Genomic DNA, 20,562 nt, shown 5'->3' with positions numbered 1-20,562 from the left:
CTGCTACCCGAGGTGGGCGGCTCGAACCCGGCGGGCCGCCCGGGCCGGCGCTGCTTTCCCGGCGTACCCCCGGGAAAACGCCGACCGCCGCACCCCTGGGGGATGCGGCGGTCGGTGCGCAACTGGCGTCAGGAGCCGGGGGTGCCCGCGCCCTTGGTGGTGGCCTTCAGGTAGTCGCGGTTGAGCCGGCCGATGGTGTTCAGCGGGATGCCCTTCGGGCAGACCACGGTGCACTCACCGGCGTTGGTGCAGCCGCCGAAGCCGGCCTCGTCGTGCGCGTCGACCATGCCGATCACCCGGGTGTAGCGCTCCGGCTGGCCCTGCGGCAGCAGCGAGAGCTGGGTGAGCTTGGCGGCGGTGAAGAGCATGCCGGAGCCGTTGGGGCAGGCCGCCACGCAGGCGCCGCAGCCGATGCAGGCGGCCGACTCGAAGGCGGCGTCCGCGTTGGCCTTGGCCACCGGCGTGGAGTGCGCCTCGGGGGCGCTGCCGGTCGGGGCGGTGATGTACCCGCCGGCGGCGATGATCTTGTCGAACGCGCTCCGGTTGACCACCAGGTCCTTGATGACCGGAAAGGCGCGGGCCCGCCACGGCTCGATGTCGATCGTCTCGCCGTCGGAGAACTGCCGCATGTGCAGCTGGCAGGCGGTGGTGCCGCGCTGCGGCCCGTGCGCGTCGCCGTTGATCATCAGACCGCACATGCCGCAGATGCCCTCGCGGCAGTCGTGGTCGAACGCGACCGGCTCCTCGCCCTGGAGGATGAGCCGCTCGTTGAGGACGTCGAGCATCTCCAGGAACGACATGTCCGGGGAGACGTCGTCGACCTGGTAGGTCACCATCCGACCCTTGTCCTCAGGGCCGGACTGGCGCCAGATGCGCAGGGTCAGGTTCACTTGTAGCTCCGCTGCGTCGGGTGGACGTATTCGAACTTCAGGTCTTCCTTGTGCAGCACGACCGGCTCACCGGTGCCGGTGTACTCCCAGGCCGCCACGTAGGCGAACCGGTCGTCGTCGCGCTGCGCCTCGCCGTCCGGGGTCTGGTGCTCGGCCCGGAAGTGGCCGCCGCAGGACTCCTCGCGGTGCAGGGCGTCGATGCACATCAGCTCGGCCAGCTCGAAGAAGTCGGCCACCCGGCCGGCCTTCTCCAGCGACTGGTTGAGCCCCTCGCCGTCGCCCGGCACCCGCACCCGCCGCCAGAACTCATCCCGCAGCGTGCGGATCTCGTCGATGGCCTTGCGCAGCCCGGCCTCGCTGCGCTCCATGCCGCAGTGCTCCCACATGATCTGGCCCAGCTCCCGGTGGAACGAGTCCACGGTCCGGTCGCCGTTGACCGCCAGCAGCCGGGTGATCCGGTCCTCGACGTCGCGGCGGGCCGCGATCGCCTCGGGGTGGCTGGCGTCGACGTTCTCCAGCGGGCCGGTGGCCAGGTAGTTGGCGATCGTGGTGGGCAGCACGAAGTAGCCGTCGGCCAGGCCCTGCATCAGCGCCGAGGCGCCGAGCCGGTTCGCGCCGTGGTCGGAGAAGTTCGCCTCACCGATCACGAACAGACCCGGGATGGTCGACTGGAGGTCGTAGTCGACCCAGAGGCCGCCCATCGTGTAGTGCACGGCGGGGTAGATCCGCATCGGGACCTCGTACGGGTCCTCGCCGGTGATCCGCTCGTACATCTCGAAGAGGTTGCCGTACTTGGCCTCGATCGCCTTGCGGCCCAGCCGGTTGATGGCGTCGGCGAAGTCGAGGTAGACGCCGAGCTTGGTCGGGCCGACGCCCCGGCCCTCGTCGCAGACGTTCTTCGCGGCGCGGGAGGCGATGTCGCGGGGGACCAGGTTGCCGAAGGAGGGGTAGATCCGCTCCAGGTAGTAGTCCCGCTCGTCCTCGGGGATGTCCCGCGGCGCGCGGTCGTCGCCCTTGGCCTTCGGCACCCAGACCCGGCCGTCGTTGCGCAGCGACTCGCTCATCAGGGTCAGCTTCGACTGGTGGTCGCCGGAGACCGGGATGCAGGTCGGGTGGATCTGCGTGTAGCAGGGGTTGGCGAAGTACGCGCCCTTGCGGTGTGCCCGCCAGGTGGCGGTGACGTTGCAGCCCTTGGCGTTGGTGGAGAGGTAGAAGACGTTGCCGTAGCCGCCGGAGGCGAGCACGACCGCGTCGGCCATCTCGGTGCTGATCTCGCCGGTGACCAGGTCCCGGACGACGATGCCCCGGGCCTTGCCGTCGACGACGACCAGCTCCAGCATCTCGTGCCGGGCGTTCATCTCCACGTTGCCCAGGCCGATCTGCCGCTCCAGCGCCTGGTACGCCCCGAGCAGCAGCTGCTGGCCCGTCTGGCCCCGCGCGTAGAAGGTCCGCTGCACCTGCGCGCCACCGAAGGAGCGGGTGTCGAGCAGGCCGCCGTACTCGCGGGCGAACGGCACGCCCTGCGCCACGCACTGGTCGATGATGTTGACCGAGACCTCGGCCAGCCGGTGCACGTTGGACTCCCGCGAGCGGAAGTCGCCGCCCTTGACGGTGTCGTAGAAGAGCCGGTGCACCGAGTCGCCGTCGTTGCGGTAGTTCTTGGCGGCGTTGATGCCGCCCTGCGCGGCGATCGAGTGCGCCCGGCGCGGGCTGTCCTGGTAGCAGTAGGACTTGACCCGGTAGCCCTGCTCGGCCAGCGTCGCCGCGGCGGAGCCGCCGGCCAGGCCGGTGCCTACCACGATCACGGTCATCTTCCGGCGGTTGGCCGGGTTGACCAGCTTGGCCTCGAAGCGGCGGGTCTCCCAGCGCTTCTCGACGGGGCCCTCGGGTGCCTTGGTGTCGGCGATCGGGTCGCCCTCGGTGAAGAGATCCATGGTCAGGACACCAATCCGGTGAGTACGGCGAACGGGACCACCAGGTAGCCGACGCAGAGGCCGACGGCGACGACCAGCGCGATCGCCCGGTTGCGACGCTCACCCTTCGGTGTCTGCTGGCCCAGGCTGCGCAGCGCGCTGAAGATGCCGTGCCGCAGGTGGAAACCGACGGTGACGATCGCCAGGGTGTAGAAGAGCGTGACGTACCAGCGCTCCGGCGCGAAGTCCGCGACCACGTTGCCGTACGGGTTGCTGGCGTCGCCCTGGGGGTTCAGGTGACCGGTGGTCAGATCCAGGATGTGGTAGATCACGAAGAGCAGGATGATCACCCCACCCCAGCGCATCGTGCGGGCGGCGTAGCTGCCCTGGATCTTCTTGCGGTGGGCGTACTTCACCGGGCGGGCGGCGCGGGCACGGCGGGCCAGCACGGTGGCGGCCACGATGTGCGCGACCACGGCCACGGTGAGCACGGTGCGCTGCAACCACAGGTACCAGGTGGTGGGCAGCAGCGGCGCGCCGATCTCCCGCAGCCAGTGCGCGTAGTGGTCGAACGACGTCTCGCCGGTGAAGATCTTCAGGTTCCCCAGCATGTGGACGACGAGGAAGAGCACCAGGAGGATGCCCGTCACCGCCATGACGGCCTTCAGGCCGACGTTCGAGCGGATGGGCGACCGAGTTTTCGTGATTACCACCTGACCGACGCTAGGAGGACTTTGATCAGTCGTCCAATGCATCGACCTCGCAGTCTTGATAGCCATAAGCTATGTAGATGCAGCTCCATCAGCTCAAGTACTTCGTGGCGGTCGCAGAAGTACGACATTTCACCCAAGCCGCCGAGCTCGTCGGCATAACCCAGCCCTCGCTGAGTAAGCAAATTCACGCCCTGGAGACCGACCTGGGGGCCCCGCTCTTCGAACGGGTAAGGGGCAACATCGCCCTCACCGCTTCCGGCGAGGTGCTGCTGCCGTTGGCCAAGCGGATCCTCGCCGACGTCGACACCGCCACCCGCGAGGTGCAGGAGCTGGTCGGCCTGCGCCGAGGCCGGGTCCGCCTCGGTGCCACCCCCAGCCTGGCCACCTCGCTCGCGCCACCGGTGCTGCGCCGGTTCCGCGACGCCCACCCCACCGTGGACCTGCGGGTGGAGGAGAGCGGCTCCCAGGACCTGGTCCGTGACCTGCTGCGCGGCGACCTCGACCTGGCGCTGATCATCATGCCGGCCCAGGGCGCCGACCCGGGGCTGCGCGCCGACCCGATCCTGCGGGAGAGCCTCGTCGTCGCGTCGGTGGACCCGCTGCCCGCCGCCCGGGACAACGGTCAGCTGCGCATCACCGACCTGCGTGACCAGCCCCTGGTGATGTTCCGCGAGGGCTACGACCTTCGCGACGCCACCATCCAGGCCTGCCGGGAGGCCGGCTTCGAACCGACCATCTCGGTCGACGGCGGCGAGATGGACGCCGTGCTCAGCTTCGTCGAGGCCGGGCTGGGCATCGCCCTGGTACCCGGCATCGTGGTCGCCCGCCGGGCCGGCGTCCGGGTCACCCGGCTCGCCCCGCCGGGCGTACGGCGGACCATCGCGGTGGCCCGCCGCCGGGACGTGGTGCCGACCCACGCCGGTCGGGAGCTGCGCCGGATACTGCTCGACTACGTGCACGACGCCACCGCCGCCGACGAGCTGCCGCCGGGGGTGGAGCCGCTCTAGCCGCGGGGTGTGTCGCCGAGCGCGATCAGGACCTCGCGGAGCAGGTCGGCGACCACCCGGCCGGTGCTCTCCGGCACGACCGCGAGCAGTTCCCGCTGGGCGGCGGTGGCCGCGCGTACGGCGGTCTCGGCGGTGGTGACCCCCGCATCGGTGAGCCGCACCCACGAGCTGCGGGCGTCGCGCGAGTCGGCTTCCCGTATCACCAGTCCACTGGCGGTGAGACGGCGCAGCAGGTTGCTGGTCCCGCCCGAGGAGAGCAGCAGTCGGCTCGCCAGCTCGGTCGGGCGGAGGCGGTACGGCGCCCCGGTCGCCCTGAGCGCGGCGAGGACCTCGTACTCGGCCTTGGTCAGCCCCGACTCGGCGAGCTTCCGGTTCGCCGCCTCCGCCAGCAGTGCGCCGAGCCGAGTCGCGCGTTTGGTGAGTTCCAGCTCCAGGGTCGCGACGGCGGGAAGTTCCCGCTGCCACGCCGCGACGATCTCGTCGACGGTGTCCCGACCCTGATCCGGCTTGTCCACGAGGCGAGGATAGCGACCCGCGCGGGGATTGCCGGGCCGACGACACCCTGATACCTTCCGGAAAAGCTTTCGCGAAAGCTTTCCTTGAAGGGGGATCGATGCCCAAGCTGCTCCTGCGCGGCGGCCACCTGTTGACCATGGACGACGCCCTCGGCGAGCTGCCCCGCGCCGACGTGCTGATCGACGGCGACCGGATCGTCGCGGTCGGCCCCGGGCTCGACCCGGCCGACGCCGCGGTCCAGGACGTCCGCGGACACGTCGTGCTGCCCGGCCTGGTCGACTCGCACCGACACCTCTGGCAGTCGGCGCTGGCCGGGATCGGGGCCGACCTCAGCCTGTCGGCGTACCTGCCGCTGCTGCTGGGCACCGTGGCGTCCCGGATGGAACCGGCGGATCTGCGGCTCAGCGCCCTGCTCGGCGCGGCCGAGGCCCTGCACTCCGGCGTCACCACCGTCTTCGACTACTGCAACGCCACCCGCAGCGACGAGCACGCGGACGCGTCCGTCGCCGGTCTGGCGGAGTCCGGAGCCCGCGCGGTGTACGGGCACGGCGACCCGGAGCGGCATGCCGGCCTGGCGGACCTCGCCGCGCGTGCCGGGCTGGTCACCGGGGCGGTCGCCATGCTCAGCAACGAGCACGCGCCGATGGAGCAGACCGGGCGGCACCTCGCTGTCGCCCGGGAGCTGGGCCTGGTCGCCTCGATGCACGTCGGTTGCGGCGCCCACGGCGGTCGGGCCGGCGCCGTCGCCGCCCTGCACCGGGCCGGCCTGCTCGGGCCGGACCTGCACTTCGTGCACGGCAACACCATCACCGACGCCGAGGTGGGACTGCTGGTGGACAGCGGGGCCGGGGTCACCGTGACCCCCGGCGTCGAGGCGATGATGGGGCACGGGCCCTCGGCGTACGGGCGCTTCGCCGCCCGTGGCGCCCGGCCGGCCGTCGGCCTCGACGTGGCCGTCACCGCCGGGCACAGCCTCTTCGACCAGCTGCGCGCGACGCTGGTGCTGGAGCGCGACCGTCACCACCGGGCCGCACTGGACGTCGGGCGGGAACCCACGACGCTCGCCCCGGCCGCCGGGGACCTGCTCCATGCCGCGACCGTCGACGGCGCCGCCGCGATCGGACTGGCTGACCGGACCGGCTCGTTGACCCCGGGCAAGCAGGCCGACGTGGTGCTGCTGCGCGGCCTGGAACACCTGGTCGGCCGCCCCGAGCCGGGGCGGCTGGCCGGCGCGGTGGTGGCCATGGCCGGGCCGGCCGACGTCACCGACGTCCTGGTCGCCGGCCGGTTCGTCAAACGCCACGGGCGGCTCGTCGACCACGACCTGGCCGCGCTGCGGGCGGCCGGGGCCGACCTCGCCACCCGGGTGCTGCGGTGAGGGGCGCGGGTCAGCGCCCTTCGGCGTCGTCCATCGCCCGGTAGATCCGCTGCTCCGACACCGGGTACGGGGTGCCGAGCGCCTGGGCGAAGACGCTCACCCGCAACTCCTCGATCATCCACCGGATCTGCCGTACCGCCGCCGAGTTGCGCCGGCTGGGCGGCAGCGCGGCGAGCATGTCGGCGTACTCCTTCTGCACCACCGCGATCCGGTCCTGCTGCTGCTTGTCCCGCTGCGGGTTGCCCGGCAGCCGGTCCAGGCGCCGCTCGATCGCGGTCAGGTAGCGCAGCAGGTCGGGCAGGCGCGCATACCCGGCCTCGGTGATGAACCCCTTGTGCACCAGCCCGGAGAGCTGGTTGCGGATGTCGGCCAGGGCGGCCACCACGGCCAGGTTCCGGGTCGCGCCGAGCCGCTGCTCCACCGCGTACCCGGCGGCGAGGACCCGGCGGACCCGGTCCATCACGTCGACCACCGTGTCGATCAGATCGGCACGGACCCGCTCGCGCAGCGCGGCGAAGCCCTCGGCGTCCCAGGCCGGCCCACCCGCGTCGGCGATCAGCTTGTCGATCGCGGCCCCGGCGGCGTCGGAGATCAGCTCCTGCACCCCGCCGTGCGGGTTGCGGCTGAGCGCCAGCTTCGCCTCGTTGGAGAGCCGGCCCTGGAGGAACTTGGCCGGCGAGGGCACGGTCAGCCGCAGCAGTCGCCGGGTGCCCGCCCAGTGCGCCGCGGCCTGCTCGGCCTCGGAGTCGAACACCTTCACCCCGACCGTCGCGCCCTCGTCGACCAGCGCCGGGTACGCGGTCACCGCGTAACCGGCCCGGACCTGCTCGATGGTGCGAGGAAGATCGTCGATGCTCCACTCACGGAGGCCCGTCCGGGCCACGTCCGGCGCGGCGGCGGCCACGACCTGGCGTACCTCCTGGCGGAGTTGGCGTTGCAGGGCCGGCAGGTCCTTGCCCTCGGCGACCGGCTTGTTCTCCTCGTCGAGCACCCGGAAGCTGACCCGCAGGTGGGCCGGCAGCCGGTCGACGTCCCAGGCGTCGCGCGGCACGGTGACGCCGGTCATCCGGCGCAGCTGCCGGGTCAGCGCGTCCAGCAGCGGTTCCTCGCCCGCCGGCATCGCCGCCAGCGCGGCCCGGGCGTAGTCCGGCACCGGGACGAAGTTGCGTCGGATGGCCTTGGGCAGCGACCGGATCAGCGCGACGACCAGTTCCTCGCGCAGCCCCGGCACCTGCCAGTCGAAGGTCTCCGCCGGCACCTGGTTGAGCAGCGGCAGCGGGATGTCCACGGTCACGCCGTCGGTCGGGGTGCCCGGGTCGAAGGTGTAGGTCAGCGGCAGGGCGACCCCGTCGGCCTGCCACTCGTCCGGGTAGTCGGCCTCGTCCAGCCCGCCGCGACCGGCGTTGATCAGCAGCTCGCGGGTGAAGGTGAGCAGCTCCGGCTGCTCCCGGCGGGTCTTCTTCCACCACGAGTCGAAGTGCCGGCCGGAGACCACGTCGGCGGGGATGCGCTGGTCGTAGAAGTGGAAGATCGTCTCGTCGTCGACCAGGATGTCCCGCCGCCGGGCCCGGTTCTCCAGCTCCTCGATCTCGGTGAGCAGCCGCTGGTTGTCCCGCCAGAACTGGTGGTGGGTCTGCCAGTCGCCCTCCACCAGCGCGTGCCGGATGAACAGCTCCCGCGACAGCGCCGGGTCGATCCGGCCGAAGTTGACCTTGCGGGAGGTGACCAGCGGGATGCCGTAGAGGGTGACCTTCTCGTAGGCCATCACCGCGGCCTGCTTCTTCTCCCAGTGCGGCTCGCTGTAGCTGCGCTTGACCAGGTGCTGCGCCAGCGGCTCGACCCACTCCGGCTCGACCCGCCCGGCGACCCGGCCCCAGAGCCGGGACGTCTCCACCAGCTCGGCGGCCATCACCCAGCGCGGCGGCTTCCGGAACAGCGCCGAGCCGGGGAAGATGGCGAACTTCGCGCCGCGCGCCCCCAGGTACTCGTGCTTCTGCGCGTCCTTGAGCCCGACGTGGGACAGCAGGCCGGGCAGCAGCGACTGGTGCACCTTCGGGGTGTCGATCTCCTCCGGCAGGTCCGCGGTCGGGCCGCGCCGGCCGCCGTCCGCCGGGACCTCCGTCGCGCCGCGCCGGCCGCGCCCGCCGCCGCCCTGATCCGGGGTACGCAGCACCTGGCGCAACTGGCTGACGATGTCCTGCCACTCGCGGACCCGCAGGTAGTTCAGGTATTCCGCCTTGCACATCCGGCGGAACGCGCTCGACGACAGCGCCCGCTGCTGCTCCCGCAGGTAGCGCCACAGGTTGAGGAACGCGACGAAGTCGGACTCCTTGTCGGCGAACCGGGCGTGCGCCTGATCGGCCTGCGCCTGCTTCTCCGCCGGCCGCTCGCGCGGGTCCTGGATGGAGAGCGCGGCGGCGATCACCATCACCTCGGTGGCGCAGCCGTTGCGCTCGCCCTCCAGCACCATCCGGGCCAGCCGGGGGTCGACCGGCAGCTGGGCCAGCCGCCGGCCCAGCGGGGTGAGCCGCTTCGCCGGGTCGGACTCGGTCGGGTCGAGCGCGCCCAGCTCGTGCAGCAGGTTGACGCCGTCGGTGACGTTGCGCCGGTCCGGCGGGTCGATGAACGGGAACGCGGCGATGTCGCCGAGCCCGATCGAGGTCATCTGGAGGATGACCGAGGCGAGGTTGGTGCGCAGGATCTCCGGGTCGGTGAACTCGGGCCGGGAGAGGAAGTCCTGCTCGTCGTAGAGCCGGATGCAGATGCCGTCCGAGGTACGCCCGCAGCGGCCCTTGCGCTGGTTGGCCGAGGCCTGCGAGACCGGCTCGATGGGCAGCCGCTGCACCTTGAGCCGGCTGGAGTAGCGGGAGATGCGGGCCGTGCCCGGGTCCACCACGTACTTGATGCCGGGGACGGTCAGCGACGTCTCGGCGACGTTGGTCGCCAGCACCACCCGCCGCCCGGGGTGCGGGGCGAAGACCCGGTGCTGCTCGGCGGTCGACAGCCGGGCGTACAGGGGGAGGATCTCGGTGCCGAGCAGCGACCGTTTCTTCTCCACCAGCTTGCCCAGCGCGTCGGCGGTGTCCCGGATCTCCCGCTCGCCGGAGAGGAAGACCAGGATGTCGCCCGGCCCCTCGGCGGCCAGTTCCTCGACCGCGTCGCCGATCGCCTGGATCTGGTCGCGGACGTTCTCCTCGTCGTCGCTCTCGTCCTCCTCGGCCTCGCTCACCTCGACCAGCGGCCGGTACCGCACCTCGACCGGGTACGTCCGCCCGGAGACCTCGACGATCGGGGCCGGCTCGCCGTCGGCGTCGGCGAAGTGCCGGGCGAACCGGTCCGTCTCGATGGTCGCCGAGGTGATGACCACCTTCAGGTCGGGGCGGCGGGGGAGGAGCTGCCGGAGGTACCCGAGGATGAAGTCGATGTTGAGGCTGCGCTCGTGCGCCTCGTCGATGATCAACGTGTCGTACTGGCGCAGCATCCGGTCGGTCTGCAACTCGGCCAGCAGGATGCCGTCGGTCATCAGCTTGACCAGGCTGCGATCGCTCACTTGGTCGCTGAAGCGCACCTTGTAGCCGACCACGTCGCCCAGCTCGGTGCCGAGTTCCTCGGCGATCCGGTCGGCGACCGTCCGGGCGGCCAGCCGGCGGGGCTGGGTGTGCCCGATCAGGCCGTGCACCCCGCGCCCCAGCTCCAGGCAGATCTTGGGCAGCTGAGTGGTCTTGCCGGAGCCGGTCTCGCCGGCCACGATGACCACCTGGTGGTCGCGGATCGCGGCGGCGATGTCGTCCCGGCGCTCGCTGACCGGCAACTGCGCCGGATAGGTGATCACCGGCACGGCGGCCCGCCGGTCCGCCAGCCGCGCCTCGGCGCGGGCCACGTCCACAGCGATCTCGGCGAGCGCGCCGTCGCGCCGCTCGGGCTCCCGCAGCTTGCGTGCCCCGTCCAGCCGCCGCTGCAGGCGGCGCTGGTCGCGGAACATCAGCGAGGAGAGGCGGCGGTGCAGGTCGCGGACGGTGACGGCCTCGGCGGGTACGGCTGGATTCTGCATGTCGTCGCCAAGGATAGGCAGCCCGCCGCCGGAGCGCCCCCGGGTTACCTCCGGTCGCGCCGTACCCCGTCGGCGTCGCTGCCCGGGGCGGCGGGCCGGTCAGGCTAGAGTTTCGGCCGGGCGACACCGATCCGGGGGCGGCGACATGACGATGCTGGACACCGACCGCGCGCTGGTGCAGGCGGCGATCGCGGTCGCCAAGCTGCGCTGCCGCAGCGACAATCACACCGTCGCCGCCGCGGCCCGGACCGCCGACGGCCGGGTCTTCACCGGCGTCAACGTCTACCACTTCACCGGTGGCCCGTGTGCCGAGGTGGTCGCGATCGGCGCCGCCGCCACCCAGGGGGCCGGCGAGCTGGAGGCCATCGTCGCGGTGGGTGACCGGGGGCGGGGCGTCATCCCGCCCTGCGGGCGGTGCCGCCAGGTGCTGCTGGACTACTTCCCGTCGATCAAGGTGATCGTCGGGCCGATGGACGCGCTGCGCCCGGTGCCCGTCGCCGACCTGCTCCCCGAGACGTACGTCTGGGGCGACCACCAGCTCGACGCGCCGATGGCGGTGCGCACCGGGCAGTGGCCGATGCCCACCGTGCCGAGCAGCCGGCCGGCCTCCGAGGACTGATCCTCCGCTCGGCGGGTCAGTCGCCGGCGGCGCCTCGGCCCTCCGCGCCGGCGGGTCAGTCGCCGGCGGCGGCCTCCAGCATCGAGCGGGGCACGCCGACGCTCTCGTAGCGCACGTTGCCCTCCGGCACCAGCCAGCTCGCCACCCGCACCACGAGTTGACCGGCGCGCACCGCCGGGTCGTTGGCGTACAGCTCGCGGGCCTCGTTCGGGCTGATCGGCAGCACCGCGAGACCGCGCAGGGTCGCATCGTCCGGGTCCACGAACGGGCCGGCGGCGAGCAGGAGTCCCTGCTCCACCAGCCCCGCCTGGTGGGCCAGGTGGGTGTCGTGCAGCAGATCCGCCGCGTCCCGGGGCAGCTCCGGCGCGTCCGCCGGGCGGCTGAAGAGGACGAGGGTGTGCTGGTCGAATCGCATGGACCCAGGGTAGGGGTGATTTTCCCCGGTTGGTTCCTGTCTGCCCGGGTCCACGGCCTATCGACGCTGCTCTCTTAGGTCACCCTCGGCCTCTCGGCTAAGGTAAGGCGTACCTTAGTTCCAGCTCGGGAGCATCGTGACCACCCTCGCCGCACGTCCGGTCGGCGCCGCCCGCCGCACCGGCGCACAGCGGGGCCGCCGCACCGCCGTCGCCGTCGCGGCCGCGCTGGCACTGCTCCTGGCCGTCCTGGCCAGCCTCGCGCTCGGCAGCCGGCCGCTGGGCGTGGGCCAGGTCTGGACCGCCCTGGTCGCCCCGGACGGGGGAACGGCGAGCACCATCGTGCGCGAGCTGCGGATGCCGCGTACCGCCCTGGGTCTGGTCGTCGGCCTCGCCCTCGCGGTCGCCGGGGTGCTCTTCCAGGCGCTCACCCGCAACCCGCTCGCCGAGCCGCGGATCCTCGGCATCAGCGCCGGCGCCTCCTTCGGCGTCGTGCTGGCCATCGCCGTCCTCGGCGTCGGCAGCCTCGCCGGGTACGTCTGGTTCGGCATCGCCGGCGCGCTCGGCGCCGGCCTGCTGGTCTTCGCCGTCGCCAACCGGACCCGCGAGGGCGCCAGCCCGGTCACCCTCGCGCTGATCGGCGCGGCCCTCGACGCCAGCCTCGCCTCCGTGGTGTACGCGCTGCTCAGCATCGACGCGCGCACCTTCGAGGAGTACCGGTTCTGGGTCGTCGGCGGGCTGACCGGGCGGGATCTCGGCGTCGCCGCCCAGGTGCTGCCGTTCGTCCTGGCCGGGTTGGCCCTGGCCGCGGTGGTCGCCCGGGGCCTCGACGCGCTCGCCCTCGGCGACGACGTCGCCCGTGGCCTGGGCCATCGGATCGGCCTGGTACGCCTCGGTGGCGGCGCGGCCGCCGTGCTGCTCACCGGCGCCGCGGTCGCCTCGGCCGGGCCGATCGCCTTCGTCGGGCTCGCCGTGCCGCACCTGGCCCGCGCCCTGGTCGGCGCCGACCACCGCTGGACCCTGGGCGTCTCCGCCCTGCTCGGCCCCACCCTGCTGCTCGGCGCCGACATCGTCGGCCGGCTGATCGCCCCGCCCGGTGAGGTGCCGGCCGGGATCATCACCGCCCTGATCGGCGCGCCGCTGCTGGCGTACCTGGTCCGCCGCGCCAAGGTGGTGACCGCGTGAGCGCGAGGAGTGAGCCGGGTCTGCGAGCCCCGCAGTCGCGAACTGAGGCTGGCACCGTGAGCGTCCACGACCTGACCGCCGCCGCTCCGACCGGCCTGACCGGGCTGCCCGGGCGGTCGCTGGTGCGGGTCGGGCCGGTCAGCCTCCAGGTGCGCCGCCGCGCGGTGCTCGTCGCGCTCGCCTCGACCGTGCTGCTCGCCCTCGCCGCGCTGCTCAGCCTCTGCCTCGGCACCCCGTACGTCGCGCCGGCCGACGTGCTGCGCGCGCTCTCCGGCGCCGGCACCCCGTACGACCTGGTGGTGCTCGACCTGCGGCTGCCCCGGCTCGTGCTGGCCGCGACGGCCGGTGCGGCCTTCGGGATCGCCGGCACGCTGATCCAGAGCGTCGCCCGCAACCCCCTGGCCAGCCCCGACGTCATCGGCATCACCCAGGGCGCCGGCCTGGCCGCCACCGTCGCGATCACCACCGGTGCGGCGGCCGTGCTGGTCGCCCCGGCGGCCCTGGTCGGCGGGCTGGCCGCCGCGGTCCTGCTGCTCGCGCTCGGCGCCCGGCACGGGCTGGCCGCGCAGCGGTTCGTGCTGGCCGGCGTCGCCGTCGCGTTCGCCCTGCGGGCACTGACCGAGGTGGTGATGCTCTCCGCCGACCCGATCGACGGGCTACGGGCGCAGATCTGGCTGATCGGCACCCTCGCCGGCAAGGGTTGGACCGAGACGGTCTGGATCGCGCTCACCCTGGCCGTGCTGCTGCCGGTGCTGGCCTGGGCCGGCTGGGCGCTCAACGGCTCCGCCCTGGACGACGACACCGCCCGGGGGATCGGGCTGCGGCCGGTGGCCCGCCGGATCGGCCTGGCCGCCACCGGCGTCGTCGTCGCGGCCACCGTCACCGCCCAGGTCGGCGCGGTCGACTTCGTCGCCCTGGTCGCCCCGCAGGTGGCCCGCCGGCTGGTCCGGGCCGAGCGGCCGCCGATGGTGTGCGCCGCGCTGCTCGGCGCCCTGCTGCTGGTGCTGGCCGACCTCGCCGGCCGGCGGCTGTTCGCCCCCACCCAACTGCCGGCGGGCGTGCTCACCGCCGCGATCGGCGGGCCGTACCTGATGTTCCTGCTGGTCCGCGGCCGTCGGCGGTCGTCGTGACGTCCACCCCTGGCACAGGAGGCGCGATGCTCTCCACCCGCGACCTGGTCGCCGGTTACGACGAACGGACCGTGCTGGACGGGCTCGACCTGGAGCTGCCCGCCGACGCGTTCACCGTCATCGTCGGGCCGAACGCCTGCGGCAAGTCCACCCTGCTGCGCACCATGGCCCGGCTGCTCACGCCCCGCCGGGGCGCGGTGCTGCTGGACGGCACCGCCATCCGCGACCTGCCCACCCGGGAGGTGGCCCGCCGACTGGGTGTGCTGCCGCAGAGCCCGCTGGTGCCGGAGGGCGTCACCGTGGCCGACCTGGTCGGGCGGGGCCGGCAGCCCTACCAGCGGTGGTGGCGGCAATGGTCGGAGCAGGACGCCGTCGCGGTGGACCGGGCGATGGCGCTCGCCGACGTCGCCGGGCTGGCCGACCGGCCGGTGGACACCCTTTCCGGCGGCCAGCGGCAGCGGGTCTGGATCGCGATGACCCTCGCCCAGGACACCGAGGCGCTGCTGCTGGACGAGCCGACCACCTTCCTCGACCTGGCCCACCAGGTCGAGGTGCTGGACCTGCTGCACCGGCTGCGCGCCGAGCGCGGCCGCACCGTGGTCGCCGTGCTGCACGACCTCAACCAGGCCGCCCGCTACGCCGACCACCTCGTGGCGATGCGGGCCGGGTCCGTGGTCGCCGCCGGGCCGCCACGGGAGATCCTCACCGCGGAGCTGGTCCGGGACGTCTTCGGGCTCGACTGCGTGGTGGTCCCCTGCCCGGTCACCGGCGCCCCGCTGGTGGTGCCCGGTCTCACCAGCCCGTCGCTGGCCCCGCTGCCCGGCGCCCCGCTGCCCGGCGCCCCGCTGCCCGCCGATTCGGCTCCGGCCGCCGGCACACCCTCCGTTGCCGGCCCGGCCGGCTCGAATCCCGTGGGTCCGACCGCTCCGGCGGCCCGCACTCCCATCGACGACGCGGACATCCCGCGCGTCGGCCCGTACCCCTCGAAAGGACTCTGATGCGTCGTCTCGCCGCCACCCTCACCGCGGCCCTCGCCCTCGGCGTGGGCCTCACCGCCTGCGGGGAGAGCGACCCGGTCGCCGGCACCGCCACCGGGGAGACCCGGGAGATCACCCACGCCATGGGCAGCACCAAGGTCCCGGCCGAGCCGAAGCGCGTGGTGGTCCTCGACACCGACAAGATCGACACTGCGCTCTCGCTCGGGGTCACGCCGGTCGGCGCCGCCACCGCCGGTGAGGCGAAGAGCTGGCCGACCTACTTCGGTGCGGAGAAGCTCGCCGGCATCAAGGAGGTCGGGGTGCTCACCGAGCCCGACCTGGAGGCCATCACCGCGCTGAAGCCGGACCTGATCCTGGGCAGCAAGTTCCGCCAGGAGAAGTTCTACGACGAGCTGAGCGCCATCGCGCCCACCGTCTTCACCGAGAAGGTCGGCATCACCTGGAAGGAGAACCTGCTCCTCGACGGCAAGGCGCTCGGCAAGGAGCAGCAGGCCCGCGACCTGCTCACCGCGTACGAGAAGCGGGCCAAGGAGTTCGGCGAGAAGCTGGGCGACGCCGCCTCCCGCAAGGTCTCCATCGTGCGCTTCATCCCGGGCAACATCCGGGTGTACGGCCCGGACTCGTTCTCCGGCATCGTCGTCGGCGACACCGGGCTGGGTCGCCCCGAGCGGCAGCGCCTGGAGGGCAAGGAGGACAAGCGCTTCGACCTGGTCAGCGCCGAGCGGATCAACGAGGTCGACGGTGACGTCATCTTCGTGACCGCGTACGGCGAGAAGGCCGCCGCCGAGCAGGCCAAGGTCACCGCCGGCTCGCTCTGGCAGGGCCTCTCGGCCGTCAAGGCCGGCAAGGCGCACGTCGTCTCCGACGAGGTCTGGATGACCGGCATCGGCGTCGGTGCCGCCAACAAGATCCTCGACGACTTCGCCAAGTACCTCACCGCCTGACCCCCTCGCGCCCACCTCGGCGCGCACTTACCGAGAAAGGGTGCCTATTCCACGTGGAATAGGCACCCTTTCGGTGTTGGGGGACGGTCAGGGGGTGGGGTGGTCGGATTCGAAGCGGGAGCGGGTGAGGAAGGCTAGTCGGGCGCGCTTGTCGGGCATCTCGATCTCCTCGTCGAAGGTGAAGCCGACGCGTTCGAAGAGGCGCAGCGACCGGTGGTTGCGGACGTCCGGTTCGACCACGATCCGCTGCCGGGTCGGGTCGCGGAACAGGAAGCGGGCCAGGGCCGGGAAGGCGGCGGTGGCCAGGCCGCGCGGTGCCTCCGGGGCGGGCGCGAACAGCAGGTGCATCCCGATGTCGCCGGGCTGCACCGGGTACCGCTCGCCGACCGGGTCCGCCTCCGGCTGGTAGGTCTGGAACAGGCCGGCGGGGGTGCCGTCGAGCATGATCAGGTACGCGTGGTGGGTGGTCAACCCGTCGATGAACGCGTAGACCTCGCGCACCTCGTCCACCGTGTACCCGCCCATGCCCCAGAACCTCGCGCGTGGCTGGGTCACCCAGCCGTGCAGCAGTTCGGCGTGGGCGGCCGGGTCGACCACGACGAGCCGCAGCTCGCCGAAGCCGGGGATGTCCTGCTGGTACGTCACGTGTTCTCGTCTCCTGCTTCTCGGGTCAGGTGTCGCCAATCGGTGTCCACCGGGTCGAGTTCGCCGGCCGCCCAGCGGCGCAGCTGGTCGGCGAAGTGCGGGTCGTCGGGGCGTCCGGACGCGCCGAAGGGGACGATCCAGCGGCTGCGGGCGCGGTCGCCGAGGTCCCACACGTAGCGGGCGACCGGCCCGCGCCAGCAGGCGTCGGAGACCCCGGGGACGCTGGTAGTGGCGAGCACGCAGTCGGTGTCGCCGGCCAGCGGAGTCGCGGCCCGCATGGCGGCCACCGCCGCGTCGACGGCGGGGGCCACGCCGAGGTGCAGCGGATGCAGCAGGTGCCGCCGGCCCCAAGGCGTCGGCGGCCCCTCGGCGGCCACGTCCGTCAGGGCCGCGGCCGCCACCGGCGCCACGTCGACCCCGAGGCGGTGCAGCCCGGCGACGACGCCGTCGAGGGCGTGGCCGATGCGCGCCAGAGGGTCCGTCCACGGCGTGAACAGCTCGTCGTACGCGCCGGGGGCGCGCAACGGGCGCAGGCTCGGGTGCTCGTGCAACCGGCGGGCCAGGGCGGTACGCCAGGCCGCGAAGGCGCCCGCGTCGGTGCTGTCGGCCCGCATCGCGCCGTCCCAGGCGGTGAGCCGGTCCCGTAGCTCCCGGGCGGGCGGGTCGAGGTCGCCGGGATCGAGCCGGTGGAGCAGCGCGCGCAGCGGCGTCGCGGCGAGCCGGGTGTCCATGTGTACGTCGTCCGGCGCGACGTCGTCGGCCAGCAGGGCGCGGATCCGGTCGGCGCGGTGTGGTGGGGCGAAGTCGGCACCGAGGTCGGCCACGTCGGGGCGGCGGTCGTTGGCGCAGACCGCGATGCCGTCGACCGCGACCGGCTTGGTCTCGGCGTAGCCCCCGCGCCAGCGGTAGCGCGGGTCCCAGCCGGGCACCGGTTCCCGCCGGCACCGTTCGTCGCGTTTCGGCACAAGCCCGGCGACCAGCTGGTACACGGCCCCGCTCCGGTCGGCCACGAGGACGCTGTTGACCGGCTCGACCCAGGCGCGCAGCGCGTCGGCGACGTCGTCGACGGTGCGGGAGCGTAGCAGCGGCAGCAGCGCCTCGAAGCCGAGGTCCGCCTCGACCCGGGCCGGGATGCGCAGGCTGATCGCCTCGCCGGTGTGCCGGTCGTGGTCGATCACGGGCCCGCGCGGCGTCTCGATCACCTCCACGGTCTCCGGGTCGCCGTCGCGTACGTCGATCCGCTCGACGTGCCGCCGCGCCGGCACCCAGCCGTCGGCGTCGCGGACCAGCACCCGGTCGCTGTCGCGCCGCAGCTGCTCGCGGTACAGGTCCTGGTAGTCGGCCATCGCGTTGGTGACCGCCCAGGCGACCTCGCCGGCGTGTCCGAAGTGGGGCAGTCCCGGCACGCCGGGGAAGGCGAAGCCGAGCACGTCGAACTCCGGGCAGGCCAGGCGTACCTGCTGGTAGATGCCGGGCAGTTCGAGCAGTCGGTGCGGGTCGCCGGCGATGACCGGCGCCCGGCCGGTGGCGGTGTCCCCGGGCACCGCCCAGGCGTTGCTGCCGGAGCCGCCGGGCCCCTCGACGGCGAAGAGGTCGGTCGCGTCCGGGCCGAGGGTCGCGGCGACGTGGGCGTGCCAGAGCTTGTTCGGGAAGGTGGCGAAGAGGATGTGCTGGACGGTGAAGACGCCCAGCGGCGACCACGGCTGCCAGCGTCCGGGGGCCACCCCGACCGCCGCGAACTCGGGGGCACCGGCGGCGCCCTCGGCGAGCCCGTCGTTGACGCCGGCCGCGTAGGCGGCGACCCAGCGCCGGGTGCCGGGGGAGAGGCGGTGGAAGCACCGCCGGGCGGTGTCGTCGAGTCGGGCGCGCCGGGCGAACCGGTCCCAGCCCAGCGCGTCGGGGCCGACGTGCGCGGCGAGTCGCCCCTCGGAGCGCCACCGCTCGACCTCGATCTGCCAGGCCCGGTCGAGGGCCGCCACCCGGCCCTGCAGCCGGGCCAGCTCGTCGGCCGAATCGGCGCGCAGGTGCGGCACGCCCCGGGCGTCGCGGTAGACGCCGGTCATCGTGCGGCCGGTCCGGAGCCCCGGTGAGCCGCGTGCTCCACGAATATCAACTTAGGTTACCCTCCCCTAACTAAGGCGAACCTTACTGGAGGCCGGGGCGTGAGACGCAACTGGGAGGCCCTCTGGTGCTCAAGGTGTCGGGACGGCTTCATCACCGTCGGTCACCATGGACTACTCCCGGCCCGGCACCGGCGGCAACCGACTTCACCGCCCTTCGGGCTGGTCTGCTCGTTCGTGGCGGCCTCGGTCGGGCTGGCCGCCGCCGACGGGGCGGGGTGCCCCGTGGTCGCGGCGGCCTGCGTGGTCCTGGTGCTGCTCGGCGTCGTGGTGGGCGTCGCCCGCCAGCGGCGGTTCGCCCCCGCGTCCGGCTCCGACCCTGCGGCAGAGCCGGAGCCGACGGCCGAACTCCGGCGCGCCGAGCCGGTGCGGCGTTGATCGCAACTTAGGTTAGGGTAACCTAACTTCACTCGATCAACTCGGGACCGCTGGTGGACGCCGCGCCGTCACCCGTCCTCCCGCCGTGTCCACTCTCGACCATTGAGGACTGCCATGAAGCTGCCCGGAGCAACCGTTCAGGCTCTCCCGACCGCAGCGGTTCCCGCTCCGGCGACCGCCGACCGGGCCCACCTGTTCACCGCCGGCTCCGTCGCGCACTACCGCCGGGTGCTGGCCGATGGGATCGACCGGGTGGCCGAGCGGGTGGCCGCCACCGACCGTCCCTTCACCGGCGTCACCCCCCAGGACCTCGCCCCCCGGATCGCCGGCATCGACCTGGACCGGCCGCTCGGCGACACCGGGGCGGCGCTCGACGAACTCCAGGACGTCTACCTGCGCGACGCCGTGTACTTCCACCATCCGCGCTACCTGGCGCACCTGAACTGCCCGGTGGTGATCCCCGCGCTGCTCGGCGAGGCGGTGCTCAGTGCGGTCAACTCCTCCATGGACACCTGGGACCAGAGCGCCGGCGGCACCCTCATCGAGCGCCGGCTGATCGACTGGACGGTCGACCGCGTCGGGCTGGGCCCGGCCGCCGACGGCGTGTTCACCAGCGGCGGGACGCAGTCGAACCTCCAGGCGATGCTGCTCGCCCGGGAGGAGGCCGTCGCCGCGGACGGCGGCGCGGCCGCCCGCCCCGAAGCGCTGTCCCGGCTGCGGGTCCTCACCTCGGCGGCCGGCCACTTCAGCGTGCAGAAGGCGGCGAAGCTGCTCGGCCTCGCCGCCGACGCGGTGGTCGCGGTGGGCACCGACGCCGACCGCCGGATGCGTACCGACGAACTGGCCCGGGAGATCGACCGCTGCCGCCGCGAGGGGCTGCGGGTGATGGCCGTGGTGGCGACCGCCGGCACCACCGACTTCGGCACCATCGACCCGCTGCCGCAGATTGCCGACATCTGCGCGGCGGCCGGCGTGTGGCTGCACGTCGACGCCGCGTACGGCTGCGGGCTGCTGGTCTCGCCGACCCGGCGGCACCTGCTCGACGGCATCGAGCGGGCCGACTCGGTGACCGTGGACTACCACAAGTCCTTCTTCCAGCCGGTCAGCTCCAGCGCGCTGCTGGTGCGCGACCGCCGGGTGCTGCGGCACGCCACCTGGCACGCCGACTACCTCAACCCCGCCCGGGCGGTCGAGCAGCGCATCCCCAACCAGGTCGACAAGAGCATCCAGACCACCCGTCGCTTCGACGCCCTGAAGCTCTGGCTCACCCTGCGCATCATGGGCCCGGACGCGGTCGGGGCGCTCTTCGACGAGGTGATCGACCGGGCCGCCGCCGCCTGGCAACTGCTCACCGAGGACCCCCGCTTCGAGGTGGTGACCCGATCCCAGCTCAGCACCGTGGTCTTCCGCTACCTGCCCTCCGGTCCCGGCCGGGCACTCGTCGACGAGGCCAACCTGTACGCCCGCGAGGCGCTGGCCGCGTCCGGTGCCGCCCTCGTCGCGGGCACCACCGTGGACGGCGCGCACCACCTGAAGTTCACCCTGCTCAACCCCGAGACCACCGTGGACGACATCGCCCACGTCCTCGACCTGATCGCCGAACACGCCGGCTGGTACGTGCGTACCCGCACGGCCGGTGAGCTGTCCTGCCCCATCCGCTGA

At 73.2% G+C, this 20,562-nt stretch carries 17 protein-coding genes; 9 read left to right on the top strand and 8 right to left on the bottom strand.

Going from position 1 to position 20,562, the window contains the following annotated elements; translation table 11 throughout:
- Positions 1-128: 128 nt before the first annotated feature.
- Genes ACTMS9_RS16285 through ACTMS9_RS16275 form a run of 3 tightly spaced genes read right to left on the bottom strand, consistent with a single transcriptional unit; the run spans position 129 to position 3,558 of the window.
- On the bottom strand, positions 129-890 hold the full coding sequence (locus ACTMS9_RS16285; RefSeq protein WP_154938411.1) for a succinate dehydrogenase/fumarate reductase iron-sulfur subunit: 762 nt from the start codon (positions 888-890) through the stop codon (positions 129-131).
- Positions 887-2,824: a fumarate reductase/succinate dehydrogenase flavoprotein subunit gene (locus tag ACTMS9_RS16280; protein ID WP_441147999.1), complete on the bottom strand. Its 1,938-nt coding sequence runs from the start codon at positions 2,822-2,824 to the stop codon at positions 887-889. Before ACTMS9_RS16280 ends, ACTMS9_RS16285 begins: the two co-directional genes overlap by 4 nt.
- A 2-nt stretch (positions 2,825-2,826) precedes the next feature.
- Positions 2,827-3,558: a succinate dehydrogenase cytochrome b subunit gene (locus ACTMS9_RS16275; protein ID WP_435828278.1), complete on the bottom strand. Its 732-nt coding sequence runs from the start codon at positions 3,556-3,558 to the stop codon at positions 2,827-2,829.
- A 35-nt stretch (positions 3,559-3,593) separates the two neighbouring features.
- Between ACTMS9_RS16275 and ACTMS9_RS16270 the strand changes: the two genes are divergently transcribed.
- Entirely contained in the window at positions 3,594-4,523 is a 930-nt protein-coding gene (locus tag ACTMS9_RS16270) for a LysR family transcriptional regulator (RefSeq protein ID WP_441165354.1), read from the top strand.
- Here the strand turns inward: ACTMS9_RS16270 and ACTMS9_RS16265 are convergent.
- On the bottom strand, positions 4,520-5,038 hold the full coding sequence (locus tag ACTMS9_RS16265) for a MarR family winged helix-turn-helix transcriptional regulator (RefSeq protein ID WP_441148001.1): 519 nt from the start codon (positions 5,036-5,038) through the stop codon (positions 4,520-4,522). The two genes, ACTMS9_RS16270 and ACTMS9_RS16265, sit on opposite strands and share 4 nt — an antisense overlap.
- A gap of 98 nt (positions 5,039-5,136) precedes the next feature.
- Between ACTMS9_RS16265 and ACTMS9_RS16260 the strand changes: the two genes are divergently transcribed.
- Positions 5,137-6,417 carry an amidohydrolase family protein gene (locus ACTMS9_RS16260; RefSeq protein WP_441165353.1) on the top strand — a complete coding sequence of 427 codons (1,281 nt, stop codon included), beginning with the start codon at positions 5,137-5,139 and terminating at the stop codon, positions 6,415-6,417.
- Between the two features lie 10 nt (positions 6,418-6,427).
- Here the strand turns inward: ACTMS9_RS16260 and hrpA are convergent, their stop codons facing one another.
- Positions 6,428-10,468, bottom strand: a complete 4,041-nt coding sequence (hrpA, locus tag ACTMS9_RS16255) for an ATP-dependent RNA helicase HrpA (protein WP_441165352.1) — start codon at positions 10,466-10,468, stop codon at positions 6,428-6,430.
- Positions 10,469-10,613: 145 nt separating this feature from the next.
- Between hrpA and ACTMS9_RS16250 the strand changes: the two genes are divergently transcribed.
- Complete coding sequence (locus tag ACTMS9_RS16250; RefSeq protein ID WP_441165351.1) at positions 10,614-11,087, top strand: cytidine deaminase family protein; 474 nt, start codon at positions 10,614-10,616, stop codon at positions 11,085-11,087.
- Positions 11,088-11,142: 55 nt separating this feature from the next.
- On the opposite strand, the gene ACTMS9_RS16245 is transcribed toward ACTMS9_RS16250, so the two are convergent.
- Complete coding sequence (locus tag ACTMS9_RS16245; RefSeq protein ID WP_441165350.1) at positions 11,143-11,502, bottom strand: YciI family protein; 360 nt, start codon at positions 11,500-11,502, stop codon at positions 11,143-11,145.
- A 136-nt stretch (positions 11,503-11,638) separates the two neighbouring features.
- On the opposite strand from ACTMS9_RS16245, the gene ACTMS9_RS16240 reads away from it, so the two are divergent.
- From ACTMS9_RS16240 to ACTMS9_RS16225, 4 genes are read left to right on the top strand one after another with little or no spacing between them, the layout of a single operon-like run.
- Positions 11,639-12,685 (top strand): FecCD family ABC transporter permease, encoded by a 1,047-nt coding sequence (locus ACTMS9_RS16240; RefSeq protein WP_441148005.1) that lies wholly within the window; start codon positions 11,639-11,641, stop codon positions 12,683-12,685.
- Between the two features lie 56 nt (positions 12,686-12,741).
- On the top strand, positions 12,742-13,815 hold the full coding sequence (locus ACTMS9_RS16235; protein ID WP_441148006.1) for a FecCD family ABC transporter permease: 1,074 nt from the start codon (positions 12,742-12,744) through the stop codon (positions 13,813-13,815).
- 26 nt (positions 13,816-13,841) lie between these two features.
- Positions 13,842-14,813 carry an ATP-binding cassette domain-containing protein gene (locus ACTMS9_RS16230; protein ID WP_441165349.1) on the top strand — a complete coding sequence of 324 codons (972 nt, stop codon included), beginning with the start codon at positions 13,842-13,844 and terminating at the stop codon, positions 14,811-14,813.
- Positions 14,813-15,757, top strand: coding sequence for an ABC transporter substrate-binding protein (locus ACTMS9_RS16225; RefSeq protein WP_441165348.1), 945 nt, complete (start codon positions 14,813-14,815; stop codon positions 15,755-15,757). Before ACTMS9_RS16230 ends, ACTMS9_RS16225 begins: the two co-directional genes overlap by 1 nt.
- Before the next feature lie 87 nt (positions 15,758-15,844).
- On the opposite strand, the gene ACTMS9_RS16220 is transcribed toward ACTMS9_RS16225, so the two are convergent.
- Together ACTMS9_RS16220 and ACTMS9_RS16215 are read right to left on the bottom strand one after the other, a co-directional pair.
- Positions 15,845-16,402, bottom strand: coding sequence for a GNAT family N-acetyltransferase (locus ACTMS9_RS16220; RefSeq protein WP_441148009.1), 558 nt, complete (start codon positions 16,400-16,402; stop codon positions 15,845-15,847).
- The gene (locus tag ACTMS9_RS16215) at positions 16,399-18,465 is read right to left on the bottom strand and encodes a penicillin acylase family protein (RefSeq protein ID WP_441165347.1); all 2,067 of its coding nucleotides are present in this window, start codon (positions 18,463-18,465) and stop codon (positions 16,399-16,401) included. The genes ACTMS9_RS16220 and ACTMS9_RS16215 overlap by 4 nt, the downstream gene beginning before the upstream one ends.
- Before the next feature lie 99 nt (positions 18,466-18,564).
- Here ACTMS9_RS16215 and ACTMS9_RS16210 point away from each other — a divergent pair, with 99 nt between their 5' ends.
- The gene (locus ACTMS9_RS16210; RefSeq protein ID WP_441165346.1) at positions 18,565-18,900 is read left to right on the top strand and encodes a hypothetical protein; all 336 of its coding nucleotides are present in this window, start codon (positions 18,565-18,567) and stop codon (positions 18,898-18,900) included.
- Between the two features lie 114 nt (positions 18,901-19,014).
- Positions 19,015-20,562, top strand: coding sequence for a pyridoxal phosphate-dependent decarboxylase family protein (locus ACTMS9_RS16205; protein ID WP_441165345.1), 1,548 nt, complete (start codon positions 19,015-19,017; stop codon positions 20,560-20,562).

This window comes from Micromonospora sp. L31, assembly GCF_052068075.1.
GTDB lineage: Bacteria > Actinomycetota > Actinomycetes > Mycobacteriales > Micromonosporaceae > Micromonospora > Micromonospora purpureochromogenes.
The sequence above is the reverse complement of the archived record's forward strand: the minus strand, read 5'-3'. Positions and strand labels throughout refer to the sequence as shown.

Bases quoted from the DNA above. Each gene is read 5' to 3' on its own strand.
- ACTMS9_RS16280 (WP_441147999.1), bottom strand. From the start codon at position 2,824: ATGGATCTCTTCACCGAGGGCGACCCGATCGCCGACACCAAGGCACCC.
- ACTMS9_RS16275 (WP_435828278.1), bottom strand. From the start codon at position 3,558: ATGCATTGGACGACTGATCAAAGTCCTCCTAGCGTCGGTCAGGTGGTA.
- ACTMS9_RS16270 (WP_441165354.1), top strand. From the start codon at position 3,594: ATGCAGCTCCATCAGCTCAAGTACTTCGTGGCGGTCGCAGAAGTACGA.
- ACTMS9_RS16260 (WP_441165353.1), top strand. From the start codon at position 5,137: ATGCCCAAGCTGCTCCTGCGCGGCGGCCACCTGTTGACCATGGACGAC.
- hrpA (WP_441165352.1), bottom strand. From the start codon at position 10,468: ATGCAGAATCCAGCCGTACCCGCCGAGGCCGTCACCGTCCGCGACCTG.
- ACTMS9_RS16250 (WP_441165351.1), top strand. From the start codon at position 10,614: ATGACGATGCTGGACACCGACCGCGCGCTGGTGCAGGCGGCGATCGCG.
- ACTMS9_RS16245 (WP_441165350.1), bottom strand. From the start codon at position 11,502: ATGCGATTCGACCAGCACACCCTCGTCCTCTTCAGCCGCCCGGCGGAC.
- ACTMS9_RS16230 (WP_441165349.1), top strand. From the start codon at position 13,842: ATGCTCTCCACCCGCGACCTGGTCGCCGGTTACGACGAACGGACCGTG.
- ACTMS9_RS16225 (WP_441165348.1), top strand. From the start codon at position 14,813: ATGCGTCGTCTCGCCGCCACCCTCACCGCGGCCCTCGCCCTCGGCGTG.
- ACTMS9_RS16215 (WP_441165347.1), bottom strand. From the start codon at position 18,465: ATGACCGGCGTCTACCGCGACGCCCGGGGCGTGCCGCACCTGCGCGCC.
- ACTMS9_RS16205 (WP_441165345.1), top strand. From the start codon at position 19,015: ATGAAGCTGCCCGGAGCAACCGTTCAGGCTCTCCCGACCGCAGCGGTT.